24 protein-coding genes and 1 tRNA gene are annotated in these 25009 nt (G+C 49.5%); 18 read left to right on the top strand and 7 right to left on the bottom strand.

Going from position 1 to position 25009, the window contains the following annotated elements:
• Window positions 1–100: 100 nt before the first annotated feature.
• Window positions 101–1315, bottom strand: a complete 1215-nt coding sequence (locus ACI2NF_RS07230) for a SufB/SufD family protein (protein WP_400150256.1) — start codon at window positions 1313–1315, stop codon at window positions 101–103.
• Window positions 1291–2046, bottom strand: a complete 756-nt coding sequence (locus tag ACI2NF_RS07225) for an ABC transporter ATP-binding protein (protein ID WP_400147260.1) — start codon at window positions 2044–2046, stop codon at window positions 1291–1293. Before ACI2NF_RS07225 ends, ACI2NF_RS07230 begins: the two co-directional genes overlap by 25 nt.
• A 149-nt stretch (window positions 2047–2195) precedes the next feature.
• On the opposite strand from ACI2NF_RS07225, the gene ACI2NF_RS07220 reads away from it, so the two are divergent.
• Window positions 2196–2768, top strand: coding sequence for a flavodoxin family protein (locus ACI2NF_RS07220; RefSeq protein ID WP_400147262.1), 573 nt, complete (start codon window positions 2196–2198; stop codon window positions 2766–2768).
• Between the two features lie 2 nt (window positions 2769–2770).
• Here ACI2NF_RS07220 and ACI2NF_RS07215 read toward each other — a convergent pair whose 3' ends face one another.
• Window positions 2771–3493 carry a hypothetical protein gene (locus ACI2NF_RS07215; RefSeq protein WP_400211279.1) on the bottom strand — a complete coding sequence of 241 codons (723 nt, stop codon included), beginning with the start codon at window positions 3491–3493 and terminating at the stop codon, window positions 2771–2773.
• A gap of 97 nt (window positions 3494–3590) precedes the next feature.
• On the opposite strand from ACI2NF_RS07215, the gene ACI2NF_RS07210 reads away from it, so the two are divergent.
• The 3 genes from ACI2NF_RS07210 to ACI2NF_RS07200 are packed head-to-tail and all read left to right on the top strand — an operon-like array spanning window position 3591 to window position 5759.
• Window positions 3591–4082, top strand: a complete 492-nt coding sequence (locus tag ACI2NF_RS07210; protein WP_400147268.1) for a PUA domain-containing protein — start codon at window positions 3591–3593, stop codon at window positions 4080–4082.
• Window positions 4083–4084: 2 nt separating this feature from the next.
• The gene (locus ACI2NF_RS07205; protein WP_177971770.1) at window positions 4085–4426 is read left to right on the top strand and encodes a hypothetical protein; all 342 of its coding nucleotides are present in this window, start codon (window positions 4085–4087) and stop codon (window positions 4424–4426) included.
• A gap of 4 nt (window positions 4427–4430) precedes the next feature.
• On the top strand, window positions 4431–5759 hold the full coding sequence (locus ACI2NF_RS07200; RefSeq protein ID WP_400211278.1) for an HD domain-containing protein: 1329 nt from the start codon (window positions 4431–4433) through the stop codon (window positions 5757–5759).
• On the opposite strand, the gene ACI2NF_RS07195 is transcribed toward ACI2NF_RS07200, so the two are convergent.
• Both ACI2NF_RS07195 and ACI2NF_RS07190 read right to left on the bottom strand, forming a co-directional pair.
• The gene (locus tag ACI2NF_RS07195; protein ID WP_400211277.1) at window positions 5749–7200 is read right to left on the bottom strand and encodes an RtcB family protein; all 1452 of its coding nucleotides are present in this window, start codon (window positions 7198–7200) and stop codon (window positions 5749–5751) included. The genes ACI2NF_RS07200 and ACI2NF_RS07195 overlap by 11 nt on opposite strands.
• A gap of 36 nt (window positions 7201–7236) precedes the next feature.
• Window positions 7237–7310, bottom strand: a tRNA-His gene (locus ACI2NF_RS07190).
• 284 nt (window positions 7311–7594) lie between these two features.
• Between ACI2NF_RS07190 and argF the strand changes: the two genes are divergently transcribed.
• Window positions 7595–8509, top strand: coding sequence for an ornithine carbamoyltransferase (gene argF, locus ACI2NF_RS07185; RefSeq protein WP_400150673.1), 915 nt, complete (start codon window positions 7595–7597; stop codon window positions 8507–8509).
• On the opposite strand, the gene ACI2NF_RS07180 is transcribed toward argF, so the two are convergent.
• Both ACI2NF_RS07180 and ACI2NF_RS07175 read right to left on the bottom strand, forming a co-directional pair.
• The gene (locus ACI2NF_RS07180) at window positions 8502–9908 is read right to left on the bottom strand and encodes a single-stranded-DNA-specific exonuclease RecJ (protein ID WP_400211276.1); all 1407 of its coding nucleotides are present in this window, start codon (window positions 9906–9908) and stop codon (window positions 8502–8504) included. The two genes, argF and ACI2NF_RS07180, sit on opposite strands and share 8 nt — an antisense overlap.
• Window positions 9898–10650 (bottom strand): ribonuclease H-like domain-containing protein, encoded by a 753-nt coding sequence (locus ACI2NF_RS07175; protein ID WP_400147279.1) that lies wholly within the window; start codon window positions 10648–10650, stop codon window positions 9898–9900. The genes ACI2NF_RS07180 and ACI2NF_RS07175 overlap by 11 nt, the downstream gene beginning before the upstream one ends.
• 58 nt (window positions 10651–10708) lie before the next feature.
• On the opposite strand from ACI2NF_RS07175, the gene ACI2NF_RS07170 reads away from it, so the two are divergent.
• The 13 genes from ACI2NF_RS07170 to ACI2NF_RS07110 all read left to right on the top strand — a co-directional run bounded on the left by ACI2NF_RS07170 (window position 10709) and on the right by ACI2NF_RS07110 (window position 24843).
• Window positions 10709–11434 carry a metallophosphoesterase gene (locus tag ACI2NF_RS07170; protein ID WP_400147282.1) on the top strand — a complete coding sequence of 242 codons (726 nt, stop codon included), beginning with the start codon at window positions 10709–10711 and terminating at the stop codon, window positions 11432–11434.
• A gap of 153 nt (window positions 11435–11587) precedes the next feature.
• Window positions 11588–12226, top strand: coding sequence for a cobalamin-dependent protein (locus ACI2NF_RS07165; RefSeq protein WP_400148882.1), 639 nt, complete (start codon window positions 11588–11590; stop codon window positions 12224–12226).
• A 175-nt stretch (window positions 12227–12401) separates the two neighbouring features.
• A complete protein-coding gene (locus tag ACI2NF_RS07160; RefSeq protein WP_400147287.1) occupies window positions 12402–14612 on the top strand; it encodes a hydantoinase/oxoprolinase N-terminal domain-containing protein in 2211 nt (736 codons plus the stop codon).
• Window positions 14613–14706: 94 nt separating this feature from the next.
• Window positions 14707–15738 (top strand): MtaA/CmuA family methyltransferase, encoded by a 1032-nt coding sequence (locus ACI2NF_RS07155; RefSeq protein ID WP_400147290.1) that lies wholly within the window; start codon window positions 14707–14709, stop codon window positions 15736–15738.
• Between the two features lie 124 nt (window positions 15739–15862).
• A complete protein-coding gene (locus tag ACI2NF_RS07150; RefSeq protein WP_400148884.1) occupies window positions 15863–17503 on the top strand; it encodes a methylamine methyltransferase corrinoid protein reductive activase in 1641 nt (546 codons plus the stop codon).
• A gap of 71 nt (window positions 17504–17574) precedes the next feature.
• Window positions 17575–18273: a DUF169 domain-containing protein gene (locus ACI2NF_RS07145; protein WP_177971599.1), complete on the top strand. Its 699-nt coding sequence runs from the start codon at window positions 17575–17577 to the stop codon at window positions 18271–18273.
• 118 nt (window positions 18274–18391) lie between these two features.
• Window positions 18392–18871 carry an Lrp/AsnC family transcriptional regulator gene (locus ACI2NF_RS07140; RefSeq protein ID WP_177971600.1) on the top strand — a complete coding sequence of 160 codons (480 nt, stop codon included), beginning with the start codon at window positions 18392–18394 and terminating at the stop codon, window positions 18869–18871.
• Window positions 18872–18875: 4 nt separating this feature from the next.
• Window positions 18876–20099 carry a YcaO-related McrA-glycine thioamidation protein gene (locus ACI2NF_RS07135; RefSeq protein WP_400211275.1) on the top strand — a complete coding sequence of 408 codons (1224 nt, stop codon included), beginning with the start codon at window positions 18876–18878 and terminating at the stop codon, window positions 20097–20099.
• Between the two features lie 232 nt (window positions 20100–20331).
• Entirely contained in the window at window positions 20332–21666 is a 1335-nt protein-coding gene (mcrB, locus tag ACI2NF_RS07130; protein ID WP_177971602.1) for a coenzyme-B sulfoethylthiotransferase subunit beta, read from the top strand.
• Between the two features lie 6 nt (window positions 21667–21672).
• On the top strand, window positions 21673–22104 hold the full coding sequence (gene mcrD, locus ACI2NF_RS07125) for a methyl-coenzyme M reductase operon protein D (RefSeq protein WP_177971603.1): 432 nt from the start codon (window positions 21673–21675) through the stop codon (window positions 22102–22104).
• An 11-nt stretch (window positions 22105–22115) separates the two neighbouring features.
• Window positions 22116–22889 carry a coenzyme-B sulfoethylthiotransferase subunit gamma gene (mcrG, locus tag ACI2NF_RS07120; protein ID WP_177971604.1) on the top strand — a complete coding sequence of 258 codons (774 nt, stop codon included), beginning with the start codon at window positions 22116–22118 and terminating at the stop codon, window positions 22887–22889.
• A 5-nt stretch (window positions 22890–22894) separates the two neighbouring features.
• Window positions 22895–24553 carry a coenzyme-B sulfoethylthiotransferase subunit alpha gene (gene mcrA / locus ACI2NF_RS07115; protein WP_177971605.1) on the top strand — a complete coding sequence of 553 codons (1659 nt, stop codon included), beginning with the start codon at window positions 22895–22897 and terminating at the stop codon, window positions 24551–24553.
• 11 nt (window positions 24554–24564) lie between these two features.
• On the top strand, window positions 24565–24843 hold the full coding sequence (locus tag ACI2NF_RS07110) for a DUF2098 domain-containing protein (protein ID WP_177971606.1): 279 nt from the start codon (window positions 24565–24567) through the stop codon (window positions 24841–24843).
• Window positions 24844–25009 lie beyond the last annotated feature (166 nt).

Here is a 25009-nt window from a genome sequence, read left to right as displayed (position 1 = left end):
TGTACAACTTATGGATAAAGATTATTACATCACCATATCGAATCGAAGGGATGTGAGGGATGATAGGGCCCTCCGAATCCTCATCGAAGGGCGATGTCAATCAGTTTCCGACGTTAGCTTTGGTCACAGCTGCATCGATCTCGTTCCTGAGATGATCAGGAAGTCCGTTGATGCCTCCGACGAGGAATCCTCTGACGATCATACTGACCGCATCATCCTCCGACAGTCCGCGTGACATAAGATATTCGATCTGATCCCTTGCGATCTTACCGACAGCGGCCTCGTGCGTCATCTCGACATCCGCTACCGTCGATTCAAGTTCTGGGATGGCATCCGTGCTACCGCCATCGGAGAGCATGATGCTTCTGCATTCGAGGTGTGCTTTCACACCAGGTGCATGACCCTCCAGACGACCGCGTGCCTTGATCTTACCTCCGTGAACGATGTTCCTGGAGATAATCTCCGCTGAAGTGTTCGGTGCATTGAGTATGACGCTACCGCCCATATCGACATCAGAACCCTCGTTCGCGATGCAGATTGTGTTCATCTTGCATGTGGCACCCTCGCCATTGAGATAACAGGCAGGATAGCTCTGCAATGTGCCTACAGGTTTTAACAGGACGTAGTTGTTGACGTACCTTCCACCCTTCTCCACTATGCATGCGGTCCTGGGACGGACAGCCGTCTGTGTTCCCCAGTTATGGATCATGGAGAATACGACAGATCCCCCTTCCTTGACATAGATCTCCGATACACCGACGTGCAATGCGTCATTGACATGGTTGCCTGTGGCGCATCCTGTGATGATCTCCAACGATGCGTTCTTATCGACGATGACGATATTGTGGAGCGTCTGTATGGATTTCTTGCTGTCTATCATCATGCACGTCTGCACAGGATTCTTCACCTTGTATCCTGGTTTGACATAGATGAAATAACCATCTCCGTCTTCGAGACATGTCTTCGCAGTGTACTTGTCCTTGTCAGGTTTCACTGCATTCCAGTAGTAGTCCTTCACCCAATCATACTTGGCGAGGGCCTCTTTCGTGGACATGACTTCCACGCCCTCTTCAGCCTTGTTGTTGCAGTGACTCATGGCGTTATCGATGAACATGATCGTTCCGTCACGACCTTCCTCATTGGATACGACACCGATATCGTCCATGATCGCACGTGTGGCCTCATCCGCCTTCTCAAGATCATCGATCTCATGCGGTTCGAAGGAACCCAATTCATAATGGTCGAGGTCGATATCCGGGCCGTATGCCGCTTTTTTGTCAAGTGCTTCCTTCAATCCATCTTTACCATTCTGCATGATATACACTCTCCGTAACCCCTTTCTCTGATGTCCTTGAGTATGTCCATCGGACGACCCGTGCATCTGATGAGCCCTTCCTTGAGGACGAATGCCTTGTCGGCACCGATGTAGTCGAGGATCTGTCCAGTGTGTGTTATGACAAGTGAGGAGACATGTCTCTTCGAGTTAGAACCGCAATTCTCGCATTTGCCGTTGTTCTTGGTGTAGAGCAGGTCGTGTACCTTCTTTCCGATGAGATCGATGCTTTCGAGATCGACTCCAGACTCAGGTTCGTCCAGGAGTACGAATTCAGGTTCCTGTGCCGTCAGTTGCAGGAGTTCGGATCTTTTGATCTCTCCGCCAGAGAAACCGACGTTCACATCCCTTGCAAGGAAGTTATCCATCCTGAAATCGGTCGCATCAGGGACATCCTTTCCATTCGCCGTGGCCTTCACAAGGTCTCCGAGCTTCACTCCTACGACATTCGGTGGTCTTTGCATCATCATGCCTATTCCGAGCCTAGCACGCTCATTCACAGGCATATCCGTGATGTCAATCCCTTTGAATATGATCTTTCCACTCGTCACTTTGCATGTTCCGTACCCCATCACCGCTGCGAGGAGCGTGGATTTGCCTGAACCGTTGGGACCGAAGAGCACACAGGTCTCCCCTTCTCCAACACTCAATGTGACGCCTTTGAGGATCTCCCTTCCACCGGCTTCAACGTGAAGATCGACGATGTCTAACATTCTCTCACCTTGGTGGGGTCATACACGTTAATGTAATTAAAATATTCATAACGGCGTTAACTCACACCTCTCGATAGATGCGTCAAGCAATACCATCTGCGCACATCATTGCCGATTTGTTTATACGGCATCATTCATAACGTGTAGGCATGAAGGTCGTTGCACTGAACGGGAGTCCACGTCTACTAGGGAACACATCCAATGCATTGAACGTGGTCCTTGATGAACTCAATAAGGAAGGTATCGATACCGAATACATCCAGGTCTATGAGGATCACATGAATCCATGTAACCATTGCAGTTCATGCGAGGTGCGCGGAGACGGGAGATGTGTCGCAGAGGACGACAATATGAATCTCTACCTTGACAAGATGAAAGCGGCCGATGGGATAATATTGGCATCCCCAACATACTATGGATCATGTACGGCTCAATTGAAGATATTCCTGGAACGTGCTGGATTGGCATGCATGTTCGATAAGGATCGCCCACTCAGAGGAAAGGTAGGGGCGGCATTGGTCATCCAAGAACGCAATGGAGGGTACGCTGTCTATTCAGAATTGGTCAATTGGATGCTCAGCAATGAGATGACAGTAGTCGGTTCCAATCCATTGTGTGTGATCAACGCGAAGAACCCGTTCGACTATGAGAATGATGAGAAAGGGATGAAAGCCCTGAAGATGATGTCCAAGAACATCATCTCAGAGCTAGAGAAAAGATGAACTCAGAAGAATAGGAAGCCGCAACCTTCCTTCACGGAGACGTTGGCCAAAGATTCCAAACGCTCGAGGGGTCCGGAGTATCTTCTCACATACATCTTCCCTTCCTCTGGAAGAGCGACTTTGAGGATCTCCACCTCTTTGAGCAGTTCCTTCGCATCATCGGGTGTGAACTTCCTCTGTTCCTCGGAACTCTTGAGTGCGGATGCGATTATCCTGCAGTCATGTTTCTCCGCGATCTGAGGGAGAAGGCTGTTATTCGGTCCGAATGCACCTATGCACCCCCTTCCTTTATCCCATGATAACGGACATCTTGCACAGGCATCATTCATCTGATCGAAATCGAGAAGGTCCCATCTCGTGAGACGGTCATCGGGTTTGGATAGTCCTATCGCTCTCTCTTTCTTGGAATCATCAAGTCTGTCAAGGAGGACCCAACCAGTGTACTTCTTTTGTATCTTAGGTCTGAGTTTCTCAAGATCCTCTTCCTTCTTCACCTTCTCGATGTATATGGCATCGGATTCCTCGTTGATCCTGTTCCTCTTGATGAATTCCTCGAAGTCGGAGAAGATATCCTTGGCATCCTCCAAAGAAACGAATTCATCGATCTCTGCCGCATCCGCGAATTGTGACGGATCATCAACGATGACCTTCACGAAATTATTCTTATCACTGCGACAAACCGCATTCTTAGCTTCCATCTCACAGACACCGATGTTTATTCCCATCCAAAAGCACCTCTCTGACGATATCATTCGCCGATGATATAACGTTATCACCGGTCAATCGCCATCGTTATAATCATTCAGATGTATCTAGAGGCCAATGGCTGACATAATGATACGTAAGAGGAAGAGGATGAGAGAGAAGGATATCAAGGCTCTCAAAGAGGATTTGAACACTTTGCTCTCGATCGAGACATTCGCTGATAAGGATGTCATAGATATGGCCGAGAGTTCGGATTTCGATGTGATCTTCGTCAACAACTCGATCCTTGCTTTGGTGTATCAGGGAAAACCGTTCCTTACGATCAGAGGATTGTTGAAATACAGGCCAGAATCGTATTCGGTGACAGTGGATATGGGTGCTGTGCAGTATGTCACGAACGGTGCCGATGTGATGGGCCCAGGTATCGTGGGTGCGGACGACAGGATATCCGAGGGGGATCTCGTTTGGATAAAGGATTACAAGAACAATGCACCTTTGGCCGTAGGCGTCGCATTGCGTGATGCGGCAGGACTCAAGGGCAGGCAGAAGGGTAAGGCCATCCATACGATACACTACGTCGGAGACAAACTATGGAAATCCGGTGAGTGATGATGTTAGGCATCGGAAAGAGGAAGGATCTCAATATCAAATGCGATGCGATATTCGTGGATCTCTCGAAGGAGGAGATCCCGGGGGATGTCTCCGCGCAAAGGGTCAAAGTGATAAAGGTACGCAACCCGTCCGATGTCGAAAGATTACCTGGCGTGTTGTTATCGGAATGTGTCCTGATCGTGAATCTGGATGGATTCAGTGGAGATGTGGATGCATCCGTAGAGAGGATGAGGACGATGGCCCGTATGTCGAAGTTCGAACATCAATCCATCAATCCGATGACCTTCATCTTCATCCCTGAGAAGGTCAAATTGACGAATCTTGCCATACGTGAGAAGTGAGAGGATGGCCAATAAGAGCAAAATCGTCCACGATCCCATCCATGGGAGCATAACCATCGCCCCACCTTTCTTGGATATATTGGATAGGCATGAGATGCAGAGGATACGCTCGGTCAAACAACTTGGGTTGGGTGATCTGGTATTCCCTGGCGCGAATCACACGAGATTCGAGCATTGTCTCGGCGTATACCATTTATCGGGAAGGATGGGCAAGGTCTTGGACTTGGATGACGAGGACATCACGGCACTCATGGCGGCTGGTCTGCTCCATGATGTCTGTCACGCACCATTCTCACACACATTGGAGGAATCGATGGAATCCATCACCGGCAGGAATCACATGGATCTCGCCAGGGATCTGATATTAGGCAGGATCCCCACATTCATGGAGAGGGACAGGGATATCCTGGATGGTATCGATTCAATATCGGAGATCCTGGAGGATGGCGGGATATCAGCGGACATGGTCTGCGATCTCATTGCATATCCGAAATCAACGCTCGGTCCGTTCCATATAGGTGATGAGATGCCTTATTTCTCATCAAGGGACTATATGCACCAGGTCATCCACGGCCCTGTGGATTCGGATCAGATGGATTATCTTCTTAGAGATGCGCATTACACGGGTGTGAATCTCGGCACCATCGACATGGAGAGGTTGTTGAGTCAGATGGTGAAATACAACGATCAATTGGTCTTGAAGAGAGGAGGCATAGTCGCGGCAGAGGGACTCGTGGTCTCACGCCTGTTGATGCATTCCTCGGTATATTTCCATAAGACCATACGTACGGCCGAGATGATGTTGGTGAAGGCCGTGGATGAGGCGATGGATCAAGGTTGCGACATGTCCGAGATGTATCTCATGACGGATTCCGATCTCATCCAGAGGTTGATGTCGTTCGGAGGTAAGGCATCGGACATCACCAGGAATATCATGTTGCGCAGATTGTACAAGAAGGCGTACATTTTGTATTTCAGTTCGTTGAGCGATGACGATGTCATCGAATTGGCAAGATATGCTTTGGACTCGAATGCGAGGAAGGAATTGGAAGGGCGCATCGCTGCGAGAGCAGGCGTTGATGTGTCGGATGTCATCGTGGACATGCCGCCAAGATCCGCATTGCTGTCCGAGCAGAAGATCGGTAAGACCGATGTGAACATACTGGACGGCGGAAGGATCAGGACATTATCATCATTCTCGACCTTGGCTAGATCACTTCAGAGCAGGTCGAATTTCGATTGGGCCCTCATGGTATCCGCACCTGCAGGCATGGAGGGTGCGGTCGCTAAGGCTGCACGCAATATAATCGGAATAGAGGACGTCACCCTTTGATGACGCCTATGGGCCTCATCCTGGCGACCTTACCGGTGAGTCCTGCATCACACACGACGGATACGACCTGACCGACATCCTTGTATGCCTGCGGGGCCTCCTCGACCAATCCCTCGTCGGAGCCGCTTCTCAAGTATATGTCGTCGCCGGACATGCGCGTCCTTATGGAGTCCGCAGTTATCGAACCGATTGCCTTCTTCCTGGACATGACCCTTCCAGCACCGTGACACGATGACCCGAAGGTCTCCTTCATAGATCCCGGCCTTCCGACTAATATGTACGTTCCTGTGCACATGTCACCAGGGATTATCACAGGTTGGCCGATGTTGCGATATCTCATCGTGATCTCAGATCTTCCAGCGGCGAAGGCCCTTGTCGCACCTTTCCTGTGCACCAGTACATCCATGGATTTTCCATCGACATCATGGCGTTCCTTCTTAGCTATGTTGTGCGCCACATCATACAACACTTCGATGCCCATGCTCTCTGCGGAACAACCCATGATCGTCTCGAAGGATTCTCTGATCCAATGTGTTATCATCTGACGATTGGCCCATGCGAAGTTCGCTCCGCATGACATCGCTTTGAAGTATCTCTCCCCGATATCGGTATCCAACGGGGCACATGCGAGTTGTCTGTCTGGAAGGGAGACTTTGTTGTCCCTTATGTATTGCTCCATACTCATGAGATAGTCCGTTGCGATCTGGTGGCCGCAACCTCTCGAACCGCAGTGTACGGTCACGGTTATCTGTCCTTTCTCCAATCCGAATGATCTTGCGACATCCTCATCGAATATCTCATCGACCACATCCAATTCCAAGAAGTGGTTGCCTGAACCGAGCGATCCCAATTGAGGGATCCCCCTCTTCTTCGCTTTATCGCTGACGGTGGTCGGGTCCGCTGTGGCCATGGTCCCGCATTCCTCGGTGACATCCAGGTCCTTCTCCCATCCGAATCCATTCTCTACTGCCCATCTCGATCCCTCAGAGAGTATGTCGTTTATGACGTTCATATCGACCCTGGTGAGTCCTTTCGAACCAAGGCCTGACGGGACGTTCTTGTAGAGGGCATCTATGAGATCGGACTTCTTACCCTTGATGTCATCCAACGTGAGATTGGTCCTTATGGTACGGACACCGCAATTGATGTCGAAACCGATACCGCCAGGGGAGATGGATCCCGAATCAGCATCGACGGCAGCGACACCCCCTATGGGGAATCCGTATCCGAAGTGTATGTCAGGCATGGCCAAGGATCTGCCGACGATGCCTGGGAGGCATGCGACATTCGCTACCTGTTGCGGAGAATTATCGTCCATGATCGAATCCAACATGCTTTCGTTCGAGAAGATCACCGCATCGGTTCTCATACAAGGCATATGCTCTTTGGATATCTCCCATCTGTTATCATCGATCTTTCTGAATTTACCGCTCCAAGCCATGATTACATCTCACCAGATGAAGTTATTAGAAGTAAGGGCCGGGACCGAGATTTGAACCCGAGTCAAGGGATCCACAATCCCCTAGGATAACCAAGCTACCCTATCCCGGCCATATTTCAATCCGTGCATTGTATAGTTGTAGATAAAGTTATCTAATTCAATACTAAACGCTACGCTGTATCATCAAGAGTTATTTCGTTCCTCTGGAGTCATGAGAGGTCAGAAAGAGATTATGGACAGTAATGATCCATCAAAAGACAGAGCGTCAAGGTATGCTCTGTCAATGATCATTCTGATGGAGGGCGATTCAGATCCGCATCCGTGATATGTATAACGTATCGACGGTATCTTCGGACTCTTTCGTCTTATATATAAGTGAATTATATGAATGCTCATGGTAAAACGCAACATCATCTCCGTCCTCGACATGAAGGACGATATGCCTCAGCTCGTTGAACTCGCCGAAAAGCTCAAGAAGGAACGTGGGAACCATGGAGAACCTCTGAGAGGGAAGACACTTGCAATGATATTCGAAAAGCCCAGCACAAGGACCAAGATATCATTCGATGTCGCGATGAGTGAACTCGGGGGACACCCGCTATATCTTTCAGCAAGGGATATGCAGCTCGATCACGGCGAGACCGTTGAGGATACCGCAAGGGTGATGAGCCGTTTCGTACACGGGATAATGTACCGTGCATTCGACTATAAGATGATGGATAGGCTCGGGGACAGTGCTACAGTCCCTGTGATCAGCGGATTGGACAATCTCGAACACCCATGTCAGGCGCTTGCTGATATGCTCACGATAAAGGAGCACCTCGGCTCATTCAAGGGTAAGAAGCTCGTATATCTCGGAGATGGGAACAATGTCTGCAACTCGCTCCTCTATGCATGCGCCATAATGGGTGTAGACATGATCGCATGCTGTCCGGCCGTCAGGATGCCGAATGCCGAGATCATGCTCGGTGCCGCACGTATCGCAGATCAGAACGGAAGTAAGATCCTGGCATCCCATGAACCTTTGGAAGCGTGTGTGGATGCAGATATCCTCTACACGGACACATGGGTCTCGATGGGCGACAGCACATCCGAAGAGGTAGCTGTGAAGATATTCAAGAAATATCAGATCAATCAGGAATTATTGGATATAGCGAAACCGGATTGCATCGTGATGCACTGTCTCCCATGCCACCGCGGACAGGAGATAACCGATGATGTCATCGAAGGTCCGCACAGCGTGGTATTCGACGAGGCGGAGAACAGACTTCACGCACAGAAGGCCATCCTGTTGACACTTCTCAAATGAGTTGGGATGCGACCATATCCTCGACTATGTCGAGGAATTGGTCCTCTTTGTCTACAGGTATCGTGGCCCCTGCCGCAACGTTGTGCCCTCCACCATATCCGCCGACGATCTCAGCCGCCCTGTTCATGATGATGGACAGGTCCAACCCCCTTTCTCCCAATGAGCGGTCCGCTCTTGCAGAGACTTTCACTCCATCATCGGCTTTGGCGAATGCTATTATCGGCATCATCCGATTGAATCCCTCTGTACTTAATATCATGCCTGCAACTATTCCGACGACGGTGTCCTTTATGGCATCGCCTGCGTCGAAGTATTGTATGAATTGTCTTCTGTGGATCAGATCGTTGTGCTTCACGTACTGCAGTGCTGATGAGATGTTCTTCCTATGTTCCGCACGATTCCTCTCAGCATCCGCCATCGCGGACTGTTCGCCGAAACATATCTTCACACCTGTAGGGGCATCATCATATCTTCCGCACGAGTTGAGAGAGGTCGCGAATTCCTTCGCATCCCTGAGGCCTCCTGTCAAGGGGAATCTAGGCAATGTGTATGTCTCCCCTATCAGTATCCATTCATCACACGGTCTGATGTGCTCTCTGAGCGCGTCACGTACCTTCTGTTTCTCATCCGGTGACAGGTCGAGCCATTTACGGCTCACATTGTTCTCGGTCAAAGGTATGCCTAGATCATCGAAGAACTCATGACATGCATGGGAATCATCCGTCAACCCATCCAGATTCGGATCGTTGCTGTATTGGATGAACTGCACCAGAGGTCTGCTTGCTCTCCCGAATAATCTGAGATCCTTCTCTGCGATCACATCGCCATTGGCTATGGCATCGTTGAGTGCAATGCGATTGACGCCTATCAACCCATATTCATTGCGGTCCTGGAGATCCCCGCACGCACCTATCACACCAAGATATGCAAGGTCTCTGTTGGATTGGTCTATCGCTTTGGATATAAGGTATGTCGTGGTGGCACCGCAAGCCTCTGTGGATCCATCCATCCCATATGTGTGACAGTTCACATGTTCGATGATCTGAAAACTATCGAGCGTCAATTGTCCTCTGCGCCATTTGGGATCCGGTACATGATGATCGGAGACGACGATCCTGTCCCTCTTATAATCAGAGAGGTATCCGCTCCCCAGATCCACTATCCAAACGGTATCCTTGTCGGTCGTGTTTATGGTGTGGATGGTGTCGCTATCCATCTTGTTCGCAAATAGTACGTTGTACTCCTTACCAAGACGTTCACATGTCTTCGACGCTATGGCCGCGGATGTTATCCCGTCCGCATCGATATGTGCGACTATGAGCACATCCTTGGCTTTGCGGATCATGTCCGCTGCGTGTTCCGCATCCGCCATCAATCTGTCGATCGGTTCAGAAGCCATGTTGTCTCACCAGTCTATCATAGGTCTCTTCAGCGACATTGACGAGATTCACTGTATCGGCGCGGTTGTATTCCGTCAACAGTTCCAAGGCACGGGAGTCCCCGTTCTTCTTCCATGACTTCCATAAGCGTACCGCTTCCTCCCCGTCTATGTCGGATATGTCATCATCCCTCTTCAGTCCGAGCTCCACCTCGACCTTCTTGAGGCCTCCGGGCAACCCTGCCTTCCTGCAACCGAACCTCAGATCGAAATGAGGCATGTCGAAGTCGACTGTCGGAAAACTATTCTTCAATACAGGTACGTCGAAGCATCTCCCGTTGAATGTAACGAGCATCTTGACGCCATCCAATGCATCGGATAGCGATCCCGCATCTAGGTCTTTCTCACAGGTCAATGTGGTCGTATCATCCTTCTTGTGGATGGTCACTACGGTCACCGTGGAGTCCCTTTCTAATCCATCTGTCTCTATGTCCAGATATGCTACGTCATCATGGAATCTCCCATACAGTCTCCATTGTTCTCCTGGCGGTAGCATCTCGCCGAGTCCATAGCAGTCACGATCATCAAGGAGGTCGTATGCCTCAGCGAACAATAGGTCATATTCCGCTTTCTTGGAATCTTTGACACCGGGTATGTCGCTGGATTCCATGAAATCGCTCCAGGTATTGATGCCGGACGACCAGAGTCTACTCTCTTTGCCTTTTCCGATGCCCTTCGCGATTAGGAACGTACGCTCTATCATTGCAACCTGATGTACCGTCCTACTAAAATATATTTTACTAGTGACAGGATACACGGGCATGGATTCCGTGGAGATAATGCCTGGCGTCAGAGTGACCAAGGAGAGGTGTCTTTACATCGACGATGGTCCAACTGTCGTACTTGGGGATCTTCACCTAGGCTATGAGAAGGCATTGGAGGAGGACGGGATGTTCATCCCTCGCATCAACACGGACTCGATAAGAGAGGAACTCAATCTTATAATATGCAAATATGAGCCGAAGCGCATCGTTCTCCTCGGGGACATAAAGCATGACTTCAAGAGGACGAGGTACGAAGGAAAGGAAGAGGTGCACAGGGTCATCGAACTTCTGAAGAATGCATCGGACGTCATAGTGGTGAAGGGGAACCATGATAATTTCCTTCAGAATATCCTGCAGGACACCGGCCTCATGGCGGTGGATTATGTGGATATCTGCGGTTTCAGGATGGAGCATGGACATGTGGATTCCGGAAAACGTCCTGTGATAATCGGACATGAGCATCCATCGGTCAAGGTGCATGGCGCCGTATTCGGAGGCGTCAAGGTGCAGTGTTTCCTCCATCTGAAGAAAGACGGGATAATCGTGATACCTCCGTTCTCGCCTTTGTCATCAGGCTCGGATCTCACCTTGGCGGGGCCGGAGACGTTCATGTCTCCTGCTTGTAAGGCCGCAGACGTATCCGATGCGGATGTCTACGGTGTGACCGAGTTCGGTATACTCCCTATGGGCAAATTAGGCGATATCGAAAATTTGGAAATTTGATATGTTAACATCATTAAGAGAGAAAGTTTTAAATATGCTCTTAATATACGCGCGTAATATAGTACATGGATATATAATCCATCCATAAAACCCTTTATATCGGTTGAGGCGAATTATGTTCCATCGTCTTTTTGACAAGACGGAGGAATAGAAATGAGCGCAGAAATGGATGAACTCATCGACATTGTCGTAAAGGGTAAGATCAAAGAAGGAAAGGACGCAACACAGAGATGCCTCGATGCAGGACACGATGCAAAGGACATCATCTTCAACGGACTTTCAAAAGCAATGTCGATCGTCGGAGACAAGTACGCAGCAAAGCAGTACTTCCTTCCCCAGGTTCTTCTCTCGGCAAACACACTCTACATGGGTCTCAACCTTGTTCTCCCTATGCTCACAGGAGCAGGCGGAGAGACAAAAGGTAAGGTCGTTCTTGCAGTCGTCGAGGGAGATGTCCACGACATTGGAAAGAACATCGTGAAAGCCATGCTTACCGGTCTCGGACTCACAATCTACGACTTGGGTAAGGATGTCCCGATCAAAGACATCGTCGAGAAGGCAAAGACAGAGGGAGCACAGATCATTGCAGAGTCCACACTCATGACACCTACACTCGCAGGTATGAAAGAGTGCGAGAAGATGCTCGCAGAGGAAGGACTCAAAGGAAAGATCAAGACAATGATCGGTGGTGGAGCAACCTCGAAAGAGTTCGCAGACCAGATTGGAGCAGACGGCTGGTCCTACGACGCAGTCGAGGCTTCACACGTTGCATCAGCATTCCTTGGGCTGTAAACACGTAGAAGCAAATTCATACTTTTTCCCTCAACTTTTTCCCTCATGGGGGGATGTCCTGCCCCCCCTTGAGGTTTTTCACATATTCTTCATCATTCCCTTTCTTCATGGAACGTTATACGGTATGTTCTGTGGTACTGCTCACTATTATACGGTATGCGTCGATACGTAATCTATGAAACAGTCGGAATTCGATCAATGGGTCCAGGATTGGATCAAAAGAGAGAAGGAAGCAGGCAGGAAATGCTTCGAAGTTAAGAAATCCGGTAACAATTACTACGTCTATTTCCAGTCGACAAGATATAATGCCGAGACGAAGAAGAGAGAGAAAGTATCCGGATATCTGGGCAAATTGGTCGAAGGAGAGGGACTGATCGAACCCGACACATACTCTGAGGATGATGAGAAGTCATCTGTTGCAAGGTATGGTCTCGGAATCGACACCGGAGGTACGTTCACGGATGCGGTCATCGTCGACCTTGACGATTATTCCGTCGTGGTCAAGAAGAAATCGCCCACGACGCATCACGATCTGTCGATAGGATTGTACAATGCAGTGGATGCGGTCTTCAGATCTACGGATATCAGACCATCGGATATATCGCTCGTAGGAATATCCACTACATTGGCCACGAATTCAATCCTGGAAGGCAGTGGCGGAGAGGTAGGACTCATCCTCATAGGATGGAATCCGATGGAACCTGTCAATTTCGGTGAGAAGAAGCAGGTGATCATCAAGGGCGGTTGCGATAGCAAGGGCAGACAGATAGCCTCCATGAGTAAGGATGAGGTCATCGCAGCATTGGACAGCATGAAGGGAGAGGTGGATGCGATCGCTATCTCGGGATTGTTCGCCAGTATGAATCCGTCACAGGAGAAGAAGGTGAAGGAATTGGCAGCATCCTATACAGGGCTTCCAACCGTTGCAGGACATGAGCTCTCTGCCGTTCTCGGTATCGATACAAGGGCAGAGACGGCTGTGTTGAATGCTAAACTGATCCCTGTCGTCAGTAAGTTCTTCGATGATGTGGAGGCGACATTCAGGAAGAAGGGCATAGAAGCACCGATAATGGCATACAAGGGAGACGGTTCCGTCATGACATTGGAACAGGCAAGGTTGTATCCTGTCGAGACCATACTTTCCGGACCCGCAGCCAGTTCCATGGGCGGAAAGATACTTTCAGGCCTCGAGGACTGTGTGATAGTGGATATCGGAGGCACATCCACAGATATCGCGATAATGGATTCTGGATTCCCTCAGATCCAATTCAACGGTGCATCGGTTGGAAAATGGAGGACCCGTGTGAAGGCTGTCGATATGTACACGGTCGCATTGGGCGGGGATTCGAGGATAAGAGTGGATGGACACAGCATCACGATAGGTCCTGAGAGGGTGCAACCATTATGCAGATTGGCCGAGAAGCACCCTGATGTGGTCGGCAAGATCATGCACTCCAACATCTACGACTACTACGAGGCGGTCGATGATTACAACCTTCAGGTACTCACCGAGAAGGAACAGAGGGTGTACGACTCGATAATCGGAAAAGGACCTCTTTCGAACATGGAAGTGAAGAATGAGGTGGAAGGCCTCTGGATGATCGATGATGAATTATCCTCATTGGTCACGAAGGGTGCGATGATCCTGTCATCACTCACGCCTACGGATATAATGGTCTACGACGGTTCATTTAAATTGGGATCGAAGGACGGAGCGAGAGCAGGTGTCCATGCGGTGGGCGAGAAGCTCGGTATGACCGAGAGGCAAGCATCACGCATAGTCTTCGATGAGGTGAAGGAGAAGATCGCAGAGGCGGTCATGAGCAAGATGCTCGACGATCAGATGCTGGAATGGAGGGACAGAGGTTCAGAGCTCCTGCTGAGAAGGATGTTGACATTGCATCACGGCGATACCGCGATGAATATGAAACCAAGCTTCAGCATACCTGTCATCGGAGTGGGAGCACCATCTAAATACATGATGTCCGACCTCAGCGAGAGATTGGGTGCCGAGGTGGTCTTCCCCGATAACAACGATGTCGGTAATGCAGTAGGTGCTGTGTGCAGTAAGATAAGCGAATCGCTGTCAGGGAACGTGATCCCTACGCCCGACTACAAATTCTTGACGACGGTCCCGTTCATAGGCTCATCATACCATGTCCACTTGGATACGGCGATATCATCCGCCAAACGCAGTCTGGAGTCATATCTCGAGAACAAGCTGAAGGCGATGGGTGCTAGGAATGTTATGACATCGTCCAAGATAAAGACATATATGGCTTCTGAAGGAGGCATAGGGGATTACACCGATGAGGGATTATCGGGTACTGTGAACTATGTTGAGATAATATCAAGAGCGATAGGAGATCCACCTGAAAGGGATTGAGTCGCACGTTTCAAACAATTTCCGCTAAACACTTTTACCCCTCCCTTTCCTTTTTATAACTGTAATCATATCCTCCCGATAGAGGAGACTTATCATGGCAATGACACCAAGAGAGAGAGTACTCGCAGCAATGAAACAGGAGAAGCTGGACAGACCCCCAGTCGCAGTCTTCACACAGTCAGCAACCATCGACCAGATGGATGCATTAAACATCTACTGGCCCGAAGCACACTCAAATGCAAAGATGATGTGCGAGCTCGGAGCAGCACAGGCAACCGTCTTCGGATTCGAAGCAGTCAGGTCCTCATTCTGTCTCACAGCAGAAGCAGAGGCACTCGGATGCAAAGTGGATCCTGGAAAGAAAGACAGGACACCTATGCTCAAAGCACACCCCTTCAAATTCGACCCCATGTCCGGTGAATACGACGAGCCCAACCTCATGTCCCCTGAGGAGTTCCTCAAGACAGGAAGGCCCGCAGTCATTCTCGAGGCAACAAAACTCATGAAAGAGAAATACGGAAAGGACTACGCAGTCATCGCAGGTAACACTGGACCTTTCACACTCGCAGGTCACCTCGTTTCAACAGAGAACCTCGTTTTCGGAATCATGATGGAGCCCGACAAGGTCAAAGAGTGGGTAGATGCAGTCAACCCCATCGTTAAAGCATACTGCCAGGCACTTTCAGACGCAGGAGCAGACATCATCCAGATGTCAGAGCCTTCAGCATCAACAGACCTTCTTTCACCCGACATGTTCACAGAGTATGCAGGATCATACGTCAAGGCATCACTCGCAGCAACAAAGGGAGCAGACACAGTTCTTCACATCTGTGGAGACACAGCACCTATCCTCGACCACATGATCGAGACAGGCGTAACAGGTCTCTCAATCGAGGAGAAAGTCGACTCCGCAGAGGCAGTCAAGATCGTCGGTGGACGTGCAGCACTCGTCGGAAACGTCGGTGTCGTCTCACCCTTGCTCCAGGGAACACCTGAGGACTGTGCAGCAGCAGGAAAGAGGATCGCAGAGGCAGGATTCAACGTAATCTCACCTGGATGCGGACTTTCAGCTCTTATCCCCGGTGCAAACCTCAAAGCACTCGTCGACTCTGTCAAATCACTCTGATTGCAGAATCACAAACGAATTAATCAAGGGGGCATCAGCCCCCACTTCTACATATACTTCGATACGTTTTCGTTGCAAGGCCATTTTATACTCAACATTCCAATGCACTGGAAGAGGATTTACTATGGCATACGGAATAGCACTCGATCTCGGTACGAGCGGGTTCAGATCCCACCTTGTCGATCTTGACAAAGGTGCCAAGATTATTGATACGGCGATAACGGTCAGACACCCGCTTCCGGGTGCGAACATAATGGATCATATGCACTTCTGGATGACTTCGGGAAGGGCGATTACGCATAACATCATCGCGCAGACGGTGTACGATCTCATAAGCCTCTATGGAAAGGAGAAACTCTCTGAGGTGAAGAAGATATCAGTCTGCGGTAATCCCATCCAGTTGTCATTGTTCGAGGACATCGAGATAAGGGATTTGGCATTCGCTGGTGAGAACAAGATCAAGAACCTCGGTGTGACCCCTCCATCAAGGAAGGCACACATAACCACTGCTGGTGATATCGGGCTGTTAGGCATCAATCCCGAGGTGGAGGTGCTCATGCCCCCTGCGATAAGGCACGAGATCGGTGCTGATGCATTGGCCATGATAATAAAATCCGGTATGCTTGACAAGAAAGAGGTCTGCATGGTCACCGATTATGGTACGAATGCAGAGATGGGACTCTACCTGGACGGTGAATTGTATTCAGGTTCCGCTGCTGCCGGTCCAGCGATGGAAGGTCAATCCATTGAACAGGGTGTCCTCGCATCACCGCGTGCGATCTCGGATGTCAATATCGCAGATGACGGTACATGGGAGAACGTCGTACTTGACGATCATCTGATCCCTGTGACGACCGCTAAGGTGGATCCTGTGACCGGAAATACAGTCAGGATCCTGGACTACAAGGCGAAAGGGATCACAGGAACAGGTACCGTATCATGCATATCTGAAGGTCTCAGATCAGGCGTGATCGCACTTCCCGGAATAAAGACCCCAGATAACAAGATCCATCTCGTGGACGGTGTAACGATATCCGCCAACGATGTACACGAAGCAGGGAAGGCCATGGGTGCAATCCGTGCAGGTCACAGGACTCTGATGTATGAGGTAGGTCTCTCCGATGCTGATGTGAAGACTATGTACATGGCTGGTGCTTCAGGAACATATGTTGATCCTGTAAAAGCACAGTATTGCGGAATGATACCTCGCGTATTGGATGAGGTGTATCAGCTCGGTAACACATCATTGATGATGGCTCACGATCTGCTCAAATCCGATGGTGCTCTCGATATGATGCAGGATGTTGCGAATTCGATCTCTGCGAACCACATAATGTTCGCAGGGAATCAGAAGTTCGAAGACATGTACGTCCTCGAGCTCGCATATTGGGATGAGGGTATGCCATACGACATGTACAACGAATTGATGGTAGCATCTGGATTCCCGCCGCTCCCTGAGATCGTACATCCGAAGATATGCAAGAGGATCGTGAAATCGGACATACCTGAGGTCGGTGCAGGAATACACACTTTGGATCCTGTCGGTATGATCATGACAGGTATATTCGACGGATGCACCGGATGCAGGAAATGTCAGCGCGGATGCCCTGAGAAGGCATTGACCGTGACCGATACGCCCGACGGAGCGCACATGATAAACGTACGTTCCGACCTCTGTCTCGGTACCGCATGTAAGGCATGTGAATTCAATTGCCCAGAGAAGGTCTATTCTTTCACAGATCTCAAAGTGCAATACAAACTCTGATTCAGATGGGGGCTACACCCCTATTCTCTTTCTTAGATACATTTTATATGTAGTATTAACATCCTTAAGGCATGTCGGACAACAGCGTATTCGCAGAGAAGTTCAAGACGATTCTCAAGCTCAGACACGAGCCTGTGGCTGTAAAATTGGTAAAGAAGGATGAGGAGTATCCAGCAGGTTATGACGCACCTTCCGAGCAGATGACTCACTGTCAAGCCGTGATGGGAGCGAAGAATGGAAATTCATACAAGATGCCTGCAGCTATGCAGTCATGCAATGTCGGTGCATCCACTTTGGGAATGATCCCGAAGCCTGAGAAGGTCATCAGCGGCGAGTTCCATGCGAATATAGGTATCCATGAGTCGCCTGATGCGGCCAAAGCGATGATCGCTGCTGCCGTTGACGTTCCCTTCGAGACACAGGGCGAGGTCGTATGCCCACTGAAGGATGCAAATTTCATACCTGATGTTGTAGTCTTCGTCGACATACCCGAGAGGATCTATTGGTTCGAGGCATTCCTCACACGTAAGGTCGGAGGGCGCGTAACATACACCACAGCACCGTTCCAATGCGCATGCGAGGATGTCACTGCGATACCTATCGTATCAGGCAAGCCGAACATCTCGATCGGTTGTTTCGGTTGCAGGAAGAGGACGGATATGAAGGCTGACGAGATGGCTATCGGTGTCCCCTACAGCTTGATCGCAGAGATGGTATCCGATCTCGACATCTACAAGGACGGCGTCTTCCTCAAAGCAAAGAGGGACTGATGTCCGAACGGTCCCGCCTATGTCGAATGGCGGGACCAATTTCTTCTTTAACCACATGGTCTGTGGATTTAACTATTGTTTAGATAGATTAAATACGATGATTGCGTAACGTCGTTGCATGGCAGAGCTGATCGACAGGAAAGATGTTGAGATCCTGAAACGGTTGAAGGTGGATTCTAGAACCCCTATGGGTAGCATAGGGAACAAATTGAACATATCCAAGGCAACCGTGAGCCGTCGTGTGGCAAGGATGGAGGATGAGAATATCATCCGCAAATATTCCATGGATGTGGACCTTACCAGTATGGGCATCATGAAATCATTGGTGATGATACAGGTCGTAGGTACCCCCACGGCAGTGATCATAGATCAGCTCAGGGATTATGAGGAGATCGGTGGCATCTACAAGACATTCGGTGATCACAATATCATATGTGAGATATACACGAAGAATGTGGATGAGATATACGAGATGATCCAATCCAAATTGTTGAAGATGCCAAGCGTCAGGAACGTGGAGGTAGATGTCCTCATAGGGGAGGAGACTCTCAATGAGAATGCAGACCTCAAACTCTATGAGAAAGGATTGAAGGAGTGACATCATGGCTGGGATCATACTCAATCGTTGTCCGAAGGTGTCTGCAGATACAGGGATAAGGGTCGTTCCGCCAGAAGAGACGCTCAAGAGAGTGATCCCCCTCTTGGATAAGGCAGGGATGGAGCCGCTAGAGGATATCACCGATAAGGACAACATAGGCATTCCAGTCTATTCCGTGTACAGGAAGAAGACTGCGAAGGGAACATTCGGCAATTATAATGGTAAAGGTGCTACACCCGAACAGGCGATGGCATCAGCCGCGATGGAAGCCATCGAAAGATACAGTGCTGAATTACATGATGACGATGAGATAGTACTTGGTACGATACAACAGGTAAGGGACAACGGTCCGATGATAGAACCGGATGATCTGATCCTTCCTGCGCGTGTTATGTACAATCTCGAAGCGGCAGATATCGCATGGACAACAGGATATGACCTCATCCAAGGCCAAGAGGTATGGGTCCCGGCATGTGCAGTGTACTATCCATACTATCCCGATGGGGATCTGCAATTGTTCAGATTCCATACGAACGGCATAGCATCAGGGAATACCATCGAAGAAGCGATACTGCATGGTATGTTTGAAGTCATAGAGAGGGATGCATGGTCGATAGCGGAAGCATTCGACAGGACGAATGCCGACATAGTGATAGATGATGAGGATTCCGTGCCTGGAAAACTCCTCAAACAGTTCAGAGATAATGGAGTGGAGATACACCTCAAGGATCTGACCAGTGATCTTGGCATACCTACGATCGGAGCATCATCCGATGACGTTTCCACGAAGGATCCCGAGCTTTTGAACATAGGCGTAGGGACACATCTCGATCCTGTCATCGCTGCAACCAGAGCATTGACAGAGGTAGCACAGAGCAGGACCACTCACAAACATGGATTGAAGGTCAATGCGAATCTTGTCAAAGTGACCAAAGAGATGGGCTATGAGAGGATCAAGGCTGTGAACAGACTCTGGTATTCCGACAACGACAAGAAGATAAGATTGTCGGAGATGCAGAATCTCTCAACACCCTATGTGAGGGATGATATCGAAGTGATACTTGGAAGCCTGGTGGAGCATGGATTCGAACGTGCAGTGGTAGCGGACCTCACAAGAGATGATGTGAACATACCTACAGTAAGGATGATCATCCCCGGAATGGAGGTATCCACGATGGATTCGGAACGCGAAGGCCCAAGACTCTGGGGAAGATGGCCAAAACGGTGAAAGAACGAGTAATAGGTTCAATAAAAAACAACCATTAAATATCAAAAAGCAGGCGGTTTTTGTCGATTCAAACTTCATTTATAAATGGCCAAAAAATGGTCTTTTTTATCTTAACAATCGATAATTGTTAGAAATGCTTTACTTTATATGCTAAAATGGCATACGGAAGAACTACAAGGGGAGGCAAAAAGGTTAGCCCTTTTGCTGATTTATGAATAAACGGAGGTATGAAATGCCAAAATACAATGACGTAATAGATCTGTATGACGACAGAGGAAAGCGTATCGCTAAACAGATTCCTCTGGAGGCAATCAGTCCGTTGCGCAACAATGCAATCAAGAGAATTGCAGCAATGACCGAGAGGACGATCGCAGTCAACCTCGCCGGAATCGAGAAAGCTCTCAAGACTGGTTCAATGGGTGGAGACGGTGCAATCATCAAGGGAAAAGAAATTGACATCCCCCTCGTGAAGAATGCAGACAAGATTGCAAAAGCAGTAAAAGAAATGGTCCAGGTAGAAGAGGGCGACGACACAATCGTCAACGTGAAAGCTGACGGAAAGAGTCTCGTCGTTGTCGTACCTGAGGCAAGGATGCGCGCAGGAATCGAGTACACAACTGGATTCACATGTGTCGCAGCAGCAACAGTACAGGCAATCATCGACGAATTCAAGATCCCGATGTACAAGGCAAACATGGTCAAGGGAGCAGTATGGGGAAGATACCCCCAGACAATGACCTTCACCGGTTCAAACGTAAAGTCAATCCTTGAGGTTCCTCAGAACAACGAAGGTGCAGGTTACGCACTCAGGAACATCATGGCAAACCACGTCGTTGCACTTGTAGGCAGGAACGCAATGCAGGGTGTTGCACTTTCAGCAATCTTCGAGCAGACAGCATCATTCGAGATGGGTGACGCAATCGGTCCGTTCGAGAGAGGACACCTCCTCGCACTCGCATATGAGGGACTTAACGCAAACAACATGCTCTACTCAATCGTCAAGAAGAACGGAAAGACCGGAACAGTTGGTACCGTTATCGAGACACTCATGGAGAGGGCAATCGAAGACGGAGTCATCAAGGTGAAAGAGACACTCCCCAGCGGATACAAGGTCTACACAACCGATGATCTCATGCTCTGGAACGCATACGCAGCAGTCGGTCAGGTCGCAGCAGTCATGGTCAACGTTGGAGCAGCAAGGGCAGCACAGGGAGTTCCCTCAACAATCCTCTACTACAACGATCTCCTTGAGCACGAGACAGGCCTGCCTTCAACAGACTACGGACGTTCAATGGGAGTTTGTGTTGGAATGTCATTCTTCTCACACTCGATCTACGGTGGAGGAGGACCTGGACTGTTCCACGGAAACCACGTCGTTACAAAGCACTCTAAGGGAGTTCTGATCCCCGCTGTCACAGCAGGTAACTGTCTTGATGGTGGAACACAGACCTTCTCAGCAGAGGCAACATCAGGATTGTTCAAAGAAGTCTTCGGAGACGTTCCTGAGTTCAAGACACCGATGCAGATTGTCGCCGCGGAGGCAAAGAAAGTCGCAAAGAAGCTGTGATGTAAAATGTCAGAGAGTACCAATAATTCAGACCCCAATTATGCCGGAGTACCTCTTCCTGAGGTATGGATTCAAAGTCAGCGTCTGCTTGGAGCAGATAGTACAGAGAAAGTGTTGAAAGCATTGGAGGGTGTGGAGAAGATCAGGCAGATCAACCTCAAGGGCGAAAGTCTCCCCGCCACCATCAACAGTGGCCCTAACAAAGGCTTGCCCAACAATCACACCGAACGCAGGATGATCAATTTCTGCGGAAAGGATGTTGAACTCAAACATCTGGTAGGTGATTTCTACATTGAGCTTTCCGTCAACAATGAGGATGAGCTGAATGAGAAAGTGAAGGAGATCGAGGAAGCTGTCAAGGACACTATGCCTTTCGGTTACAGTGTTCAGGTCGGAAGGTACTCCAAGTACAGAGCATCAATGCACGATTATAGATAAGGTGTTTAATTATGGCATATAAGAGACAATTCTACCCTGGTGAGTCCATTCCTGCAAAGAACAGGAGAAGATACATGGACCCCAAACAGAACCTTAAGAAACTGAGAGACATCGCAATGGATGATGTCGTCAGGATCATGGGACACAGGAACCCTGGAGAGGAATACAAGTCGATCCACCCCCCGATCGAGGAGGGAAAGGAGCCCGACTGTCCTATCAGGGCACTCGTTAAACCGATCGAGGGAGCAAAGCACGGAGACCGTGTAAGGTACATCCAGTTCACGGATTCAGTCTACTTCGCACCCATCTCGCCCTACCAGAGGGCATGGATGTACCTCTCCAGGTACAGAGGTATCGATACAGGTACGCTGTCCGGAAGGCAGATCATTGAGATGCGTGAGAGGGATCTCGAGAAGATCGCAAAAGAAATGATCGACAACGAGACATTCGACCCTGCACTCACTGGAATCAGGGGTGCAACAGTTCACGGACACGCATGCCGTCTCGATGAGCACGGACTCATGTTCGATGCATGGCAGAGGTATGTCTGGGACGACAAGAAGAAAGAAGTCGTATACGTCAAGGATCAGGTTGCACTTCCCCTTGACAGGAGAATCTCCGTTGGAAAGCCCGCAAAGATGGATGACCTCAAGAAGAGGACAACAATCTTCAGAGCAGACGGTGTAGACATGAGAGACGACAAAGAGGTTACCATGTACGGTCTCAGGATCCACAAACTGAGGACACTCGGTGGTTACCAGCCCTACAAAGTTAAGGGGATCTGATTAAGATGGCAGCAAAAGAAAGGTTGTTTATTGACGCCTGTAAGAAGAAATTCAAAGAGGACCCAACCAGCATCGAGACAAAGTTCTACTGCTACGGCGGATGGAAACAGTCAAAGAGAAAGGTCGAGTTCGTAGAAGCAGCAAACAAGATCGCAAAGCAGCGTGGCATACCCATGATGAACCAGGACATCGGAGTTCCGCTCGGACAGAGGTCCTGGATGCCCTACCAGCTCTCACACACAGATATCTTCGTAGAGCCGGATGATCTTCACTGCATCAACAATGCTGCAATTCAGCAGGCATGGGACGACATCAGGAGGACAGTCCTCGTTGGTCTCGACTCACCCCACAACACAATCGAGAGAAGGCTTGGAAAAGAAGTCACACCTGAGACAATCAACGAGTACCTCGAGGCAGTTAACCACACAATGCCCGGAGGAGCTGTTGTTCAGGAACACATGGCTGAGATCAACCCTGCACTCGCATACGACTCATACGTCAAGGTCTTCACCGGAAACGACGAGCTCGCAGACGAGATCGACAAGAGGTTCCTCATCGATATCAACAAGCAGTTCTCAAAGGACCACGCAAAGCAGCTCAAAGCAGCAATTGGAAACACACTCATGCAGGCAGTCCGTGTCCCGACAATCGTCGGACGTGTCATGGATGGAGGTACAATCTCGAGGCACGCAGCTATGCAGATCTCGATGGCTTTCATCACATCATACAAACTCGCAGCAGGAGAGGCAGCAATTGCCGACTTCGCATACTCTGCAAAACACCAGTGTATCAACATGGGTACCATGATGCCCGCAAGGCGTGCAAGAGGACCCAACGAGCCTGGAGGAATTCCCTTCGGATTCATGGCAGATATCGCACAGTCAGACCGTGTACACCCGGACGACCCCGGACGTGCAGCTCTTGAAGCAGTCGCACTTGGTGCAATCGTCTTCGACCAGATCTACCTCGGTGGATACATGTCTGGTGGAGTAGGATTCACACAGTACGCATCAGCAGCATACACTGACAACATCCTTGAGGATTACACATACTATGCAATCGACTACATCAAGGACAAGTTCGGTGGCTTCGGAAAACTCAACCCCGAAGACTTCGACAAGCTGATCCAGCTCGGAGATGACATCAACTCATACGCACTCGAGTCCTACGAGAAGTACCCCGCAATCATGGAGGCACACTTCGGTGGATCACAGAGGGCAACAGTTGCAGCAGCAGCAACCGGTATCGCAGGTTCAATGGCTACCGGTGTCGCAGACTGCGGTCTCAACCTCTGGTACCTCTCAATGCTCCAGCACAAGGAGAGGACAGGAAGGCTCGGATTCTACGGATACGACCTTCAGGATCAGTGTGGTTCAGCCAACTCATTCGCATACAGGTCCGATGAGGGTCTGCCCATGGAATTGAGGGGTCCGAACTACCCCAACTACGCAATGAACGTCGGTCACCTCTCTGGATACACAGGTATCCCGAAGGCAGCTCACGCAGCACGCGGAGACGCATTCACAGCCAACCCATTCATCCGTATCGCATTCGCAGACCCGAGCCTTGTGTTCGACTTCGCGAACGTCACAAAAGAGATCGGACGTGGCGGACTTCGTGAATTCAAGCCTGCAGGTGAGAGGACCGCAATCATTAAGGCATAAGCGTGAAACACATGCAACTGGGTGAGATCTACAAATACATGCCAACATCGACTGTTGGGAAAGTGGTGGATATTCGTGAGAAGGACGGTAAGACTTGGGCTTTGCTCGATTTCACTGGCCTTTGGTACGATGTTTCAAAGCTCACTCCTGCGGATGTAAGTGAATATAAGGAGATCTCGTTCAAATACAGAGAGAGGTCCTTCGATTCCAGCGTTAGGTCCGTTGAGGAACTGGCGAAGGAGATTCAGGACGTCGACATATCTGACTTTACACCCAGTGGCGGCGGATGAACGCTCAACCAAACCAAACCTTTTACACTTTTTACCTTTTTTTTACTTTTTGTAAAAACGAACGTGTTTTTCAACATTCTATGTTTTACCACCCACACTTATTTTTACAATGAACTGTTTATTACGAAATCGTCGCAATATGCGATAAAATAAGGGGAGGGATTTG

Origin of the sequence: Candidatus Methanarcanum hacksteinii (assembly GCF_964305265.1) — an archaeon.
Taxonomy (GTDB): Archaea; Thermoplasmatota; Thermoplasmata; order Methanomassiliicoccales; family Methanomethylophilaceae; genus Methanarcanum; species Methanarcanum hacksteinii.
Note: the sequence above shows the minus strand (reverse complement) of the source record. Positions and strands in the feature narration are given on the sequence as shown.

What these genes read in the sequence shown, in the direction of transcription:
- ACI2NF_RS07230 (WP_400150256.1), bottom strand. Translation starts at nt 1,315, where the DNA reads ATGCAGAATGGTAAAGATGGATTGAAGGAAGCACTTGACAAAAAAGCG.
- ACI2NF_RS07225 (WP_400147260.1), bottom strand. Translation starts at nt 2,046, where the DNA reads ATGTTAGACATCGTCGATCTTCACGTTGAAGCCGGTGGAAGGGAGATC.
- ACI2NF_RS07220 (WP_400147262.1), top strand. Translation starts at nt 2,196, where the DNA reads ATGAAGGTCGTTGCACTGAACGGGAGTCCACGTCTACTAGGGAACACA.
- ACI2NF_RS07215 (WP_400211279.1), bottom strand. Translation starts at nt 3,493, where the DNA reads ATGGGAATAAACATCGGTGTCTGTGAGATGGAAGCTAAGAATGCGGTT.
- ACI2NF_RS07210 (WP_400147268.1), top strand. Translation starts at nt 3,591, where the DNA reads ATGGCTGACATAATGATACGTAAGAGGAAGAGGATGAGAGAGAAGGAT.
- ACI2NF_RS07205 (WP_177971770.1), top strand. Translation starts at nt 4,085, where the DNA reads ATGTTAGGCATCGGAAAGAGGAAGGATCTCAATATCAAATGCGATGCG.
- ACI2NF_RS07200 (WP_400211278.1), top strand. Translation starts at nt 4,431, where the DNA reads ATGGCCAATAAGAGCAAAATCGTCCACGATCCCATCCATGGGAGCATA.
- ACI2NF_RS07195 (WP_400211277.1), bottom strand. Translation starts at nt 7,200, where the DNA reads ATGGCTTGGAGCGGTAAATTCAGAAAGATCGATGATAACAGATGGGAG.
- argF (WP_400150673.1), top strand. Translation starts at nt 7,595, where the DNA reads ATGGTAAAACGCAACATCATCTCCGTCCTCGACATGAAGGACGATATG.
- ACI2NF_RS07180 (WP_400211276.1), bottom strand. Translation starts at nt 9,908, where the DNA reads ATGGCTTCTGAACCGATCGACAGATTGATGGCGGATGCGGAACACGCA.
- ACI2NF_RS07175 (WP_400147279.1), bottom strand. Translation starts at nt 10,650, where the DNA reads ATGATAGAGCGTACGTTCCTAATCGCGAAGGGCATCGGAAAAGGCAAA.
- ACI2NF_RS07170 (WP_400147282.1), top strand. Translation starts at nt 10,709, where the DNA reads ATGGATTCCGTGGAGATAATGCCTGGCGTCAGAGTGACCAAGGAGAGG.
- ACI2NF_RS07165 (WP_400148882.1), top strand. Translation starts at nt 11,588, where the DNA reads ATGAGCGCAGAAATGGATGAACTCATCGACATTGTCGTAAAGGGTAAG.
- ACI2NF_RS07160 (WP_400147287.1), top strand. Translation starts at nt 12,402, where the DNA reads ATGAAACAGTCGGAATTCGATCAATGGGTCCAGGATTGGATCAAAAGA.
- ACI2NF_RS07155 (WP_400147290.1), top strand. Translation starts at nt 14,707, where the DNA reads ATGGCAATGACACCAAGAGAGAGAGTACTCGCAGCAATGAAACAGGAG.
- ACI2NF_RS07150 (WP_400148884.1), top strand. Translation starts at nt 15,863, where the DNA reads ATGGCATACGGAATAGCACTCGATCTCGGTACGAGCGGGTTCAGATCC.
- ACI2NF_RS07145 (WP_177971599.1), top strand. Translation starts at nt 17,575, where the DNA reads ATGTCGGACAACAGCGTATTCGCAGAGAAGTTCAAGACGATTCTCAAG.
- ACI2NF_RS07140 (WP_177971600.1), top strand. Translation starts at nt 18,392, where the DNA reads ATGGCAGAGCTGATCGACAGGAAAGATGTTGAGATCCTGAAACGGTTG.
- ACI2NF_RS07135 (WP_400211275.1), top strand. Translation starts at nt 18,876, where the DNA reads ATGGCTGGGATCATACTCAATCGTTGTCCGAAGGTGTCTGCAGATACA.
- mcrB (WP_177971602.1), top strand. Translation starts at nt 20,332, where the DNA reads ATGCCAAAATACAATGACGTAATAGATCTGTATGACGACAGAGGAAAG.
- mcrD (WP_177971603.1), top strand. Translation starts at nt 21,673, where the DNA reads ATGTCAGAGAGTACCAATAATTCAGACCCCAATTATGCCGGAGTACCT.
- mcrG (WP_177971604.1), top strand. Translation starts at nt 22,116, where the DNA reads ATGGCATATAAGAGACAATTCTACCCTGGTGAGTCCATTCCTGCAAAG.
- mcrA (WP_177971605.1), top strand. Translation starts at nt 22,895, where the DNA reads ATGGCAGCAAAAGAAAGGTTGTTTATTGACGCCTGTAAGAAGAAATTC.
- ACI2NF_RS07110 (WP_177971606.1), top strand. Translation starts at nt 24,565, where the DNA reads ATGCAACTGGGTGAGATCTACAAATACATGCCAACATCGACTGTTGGG.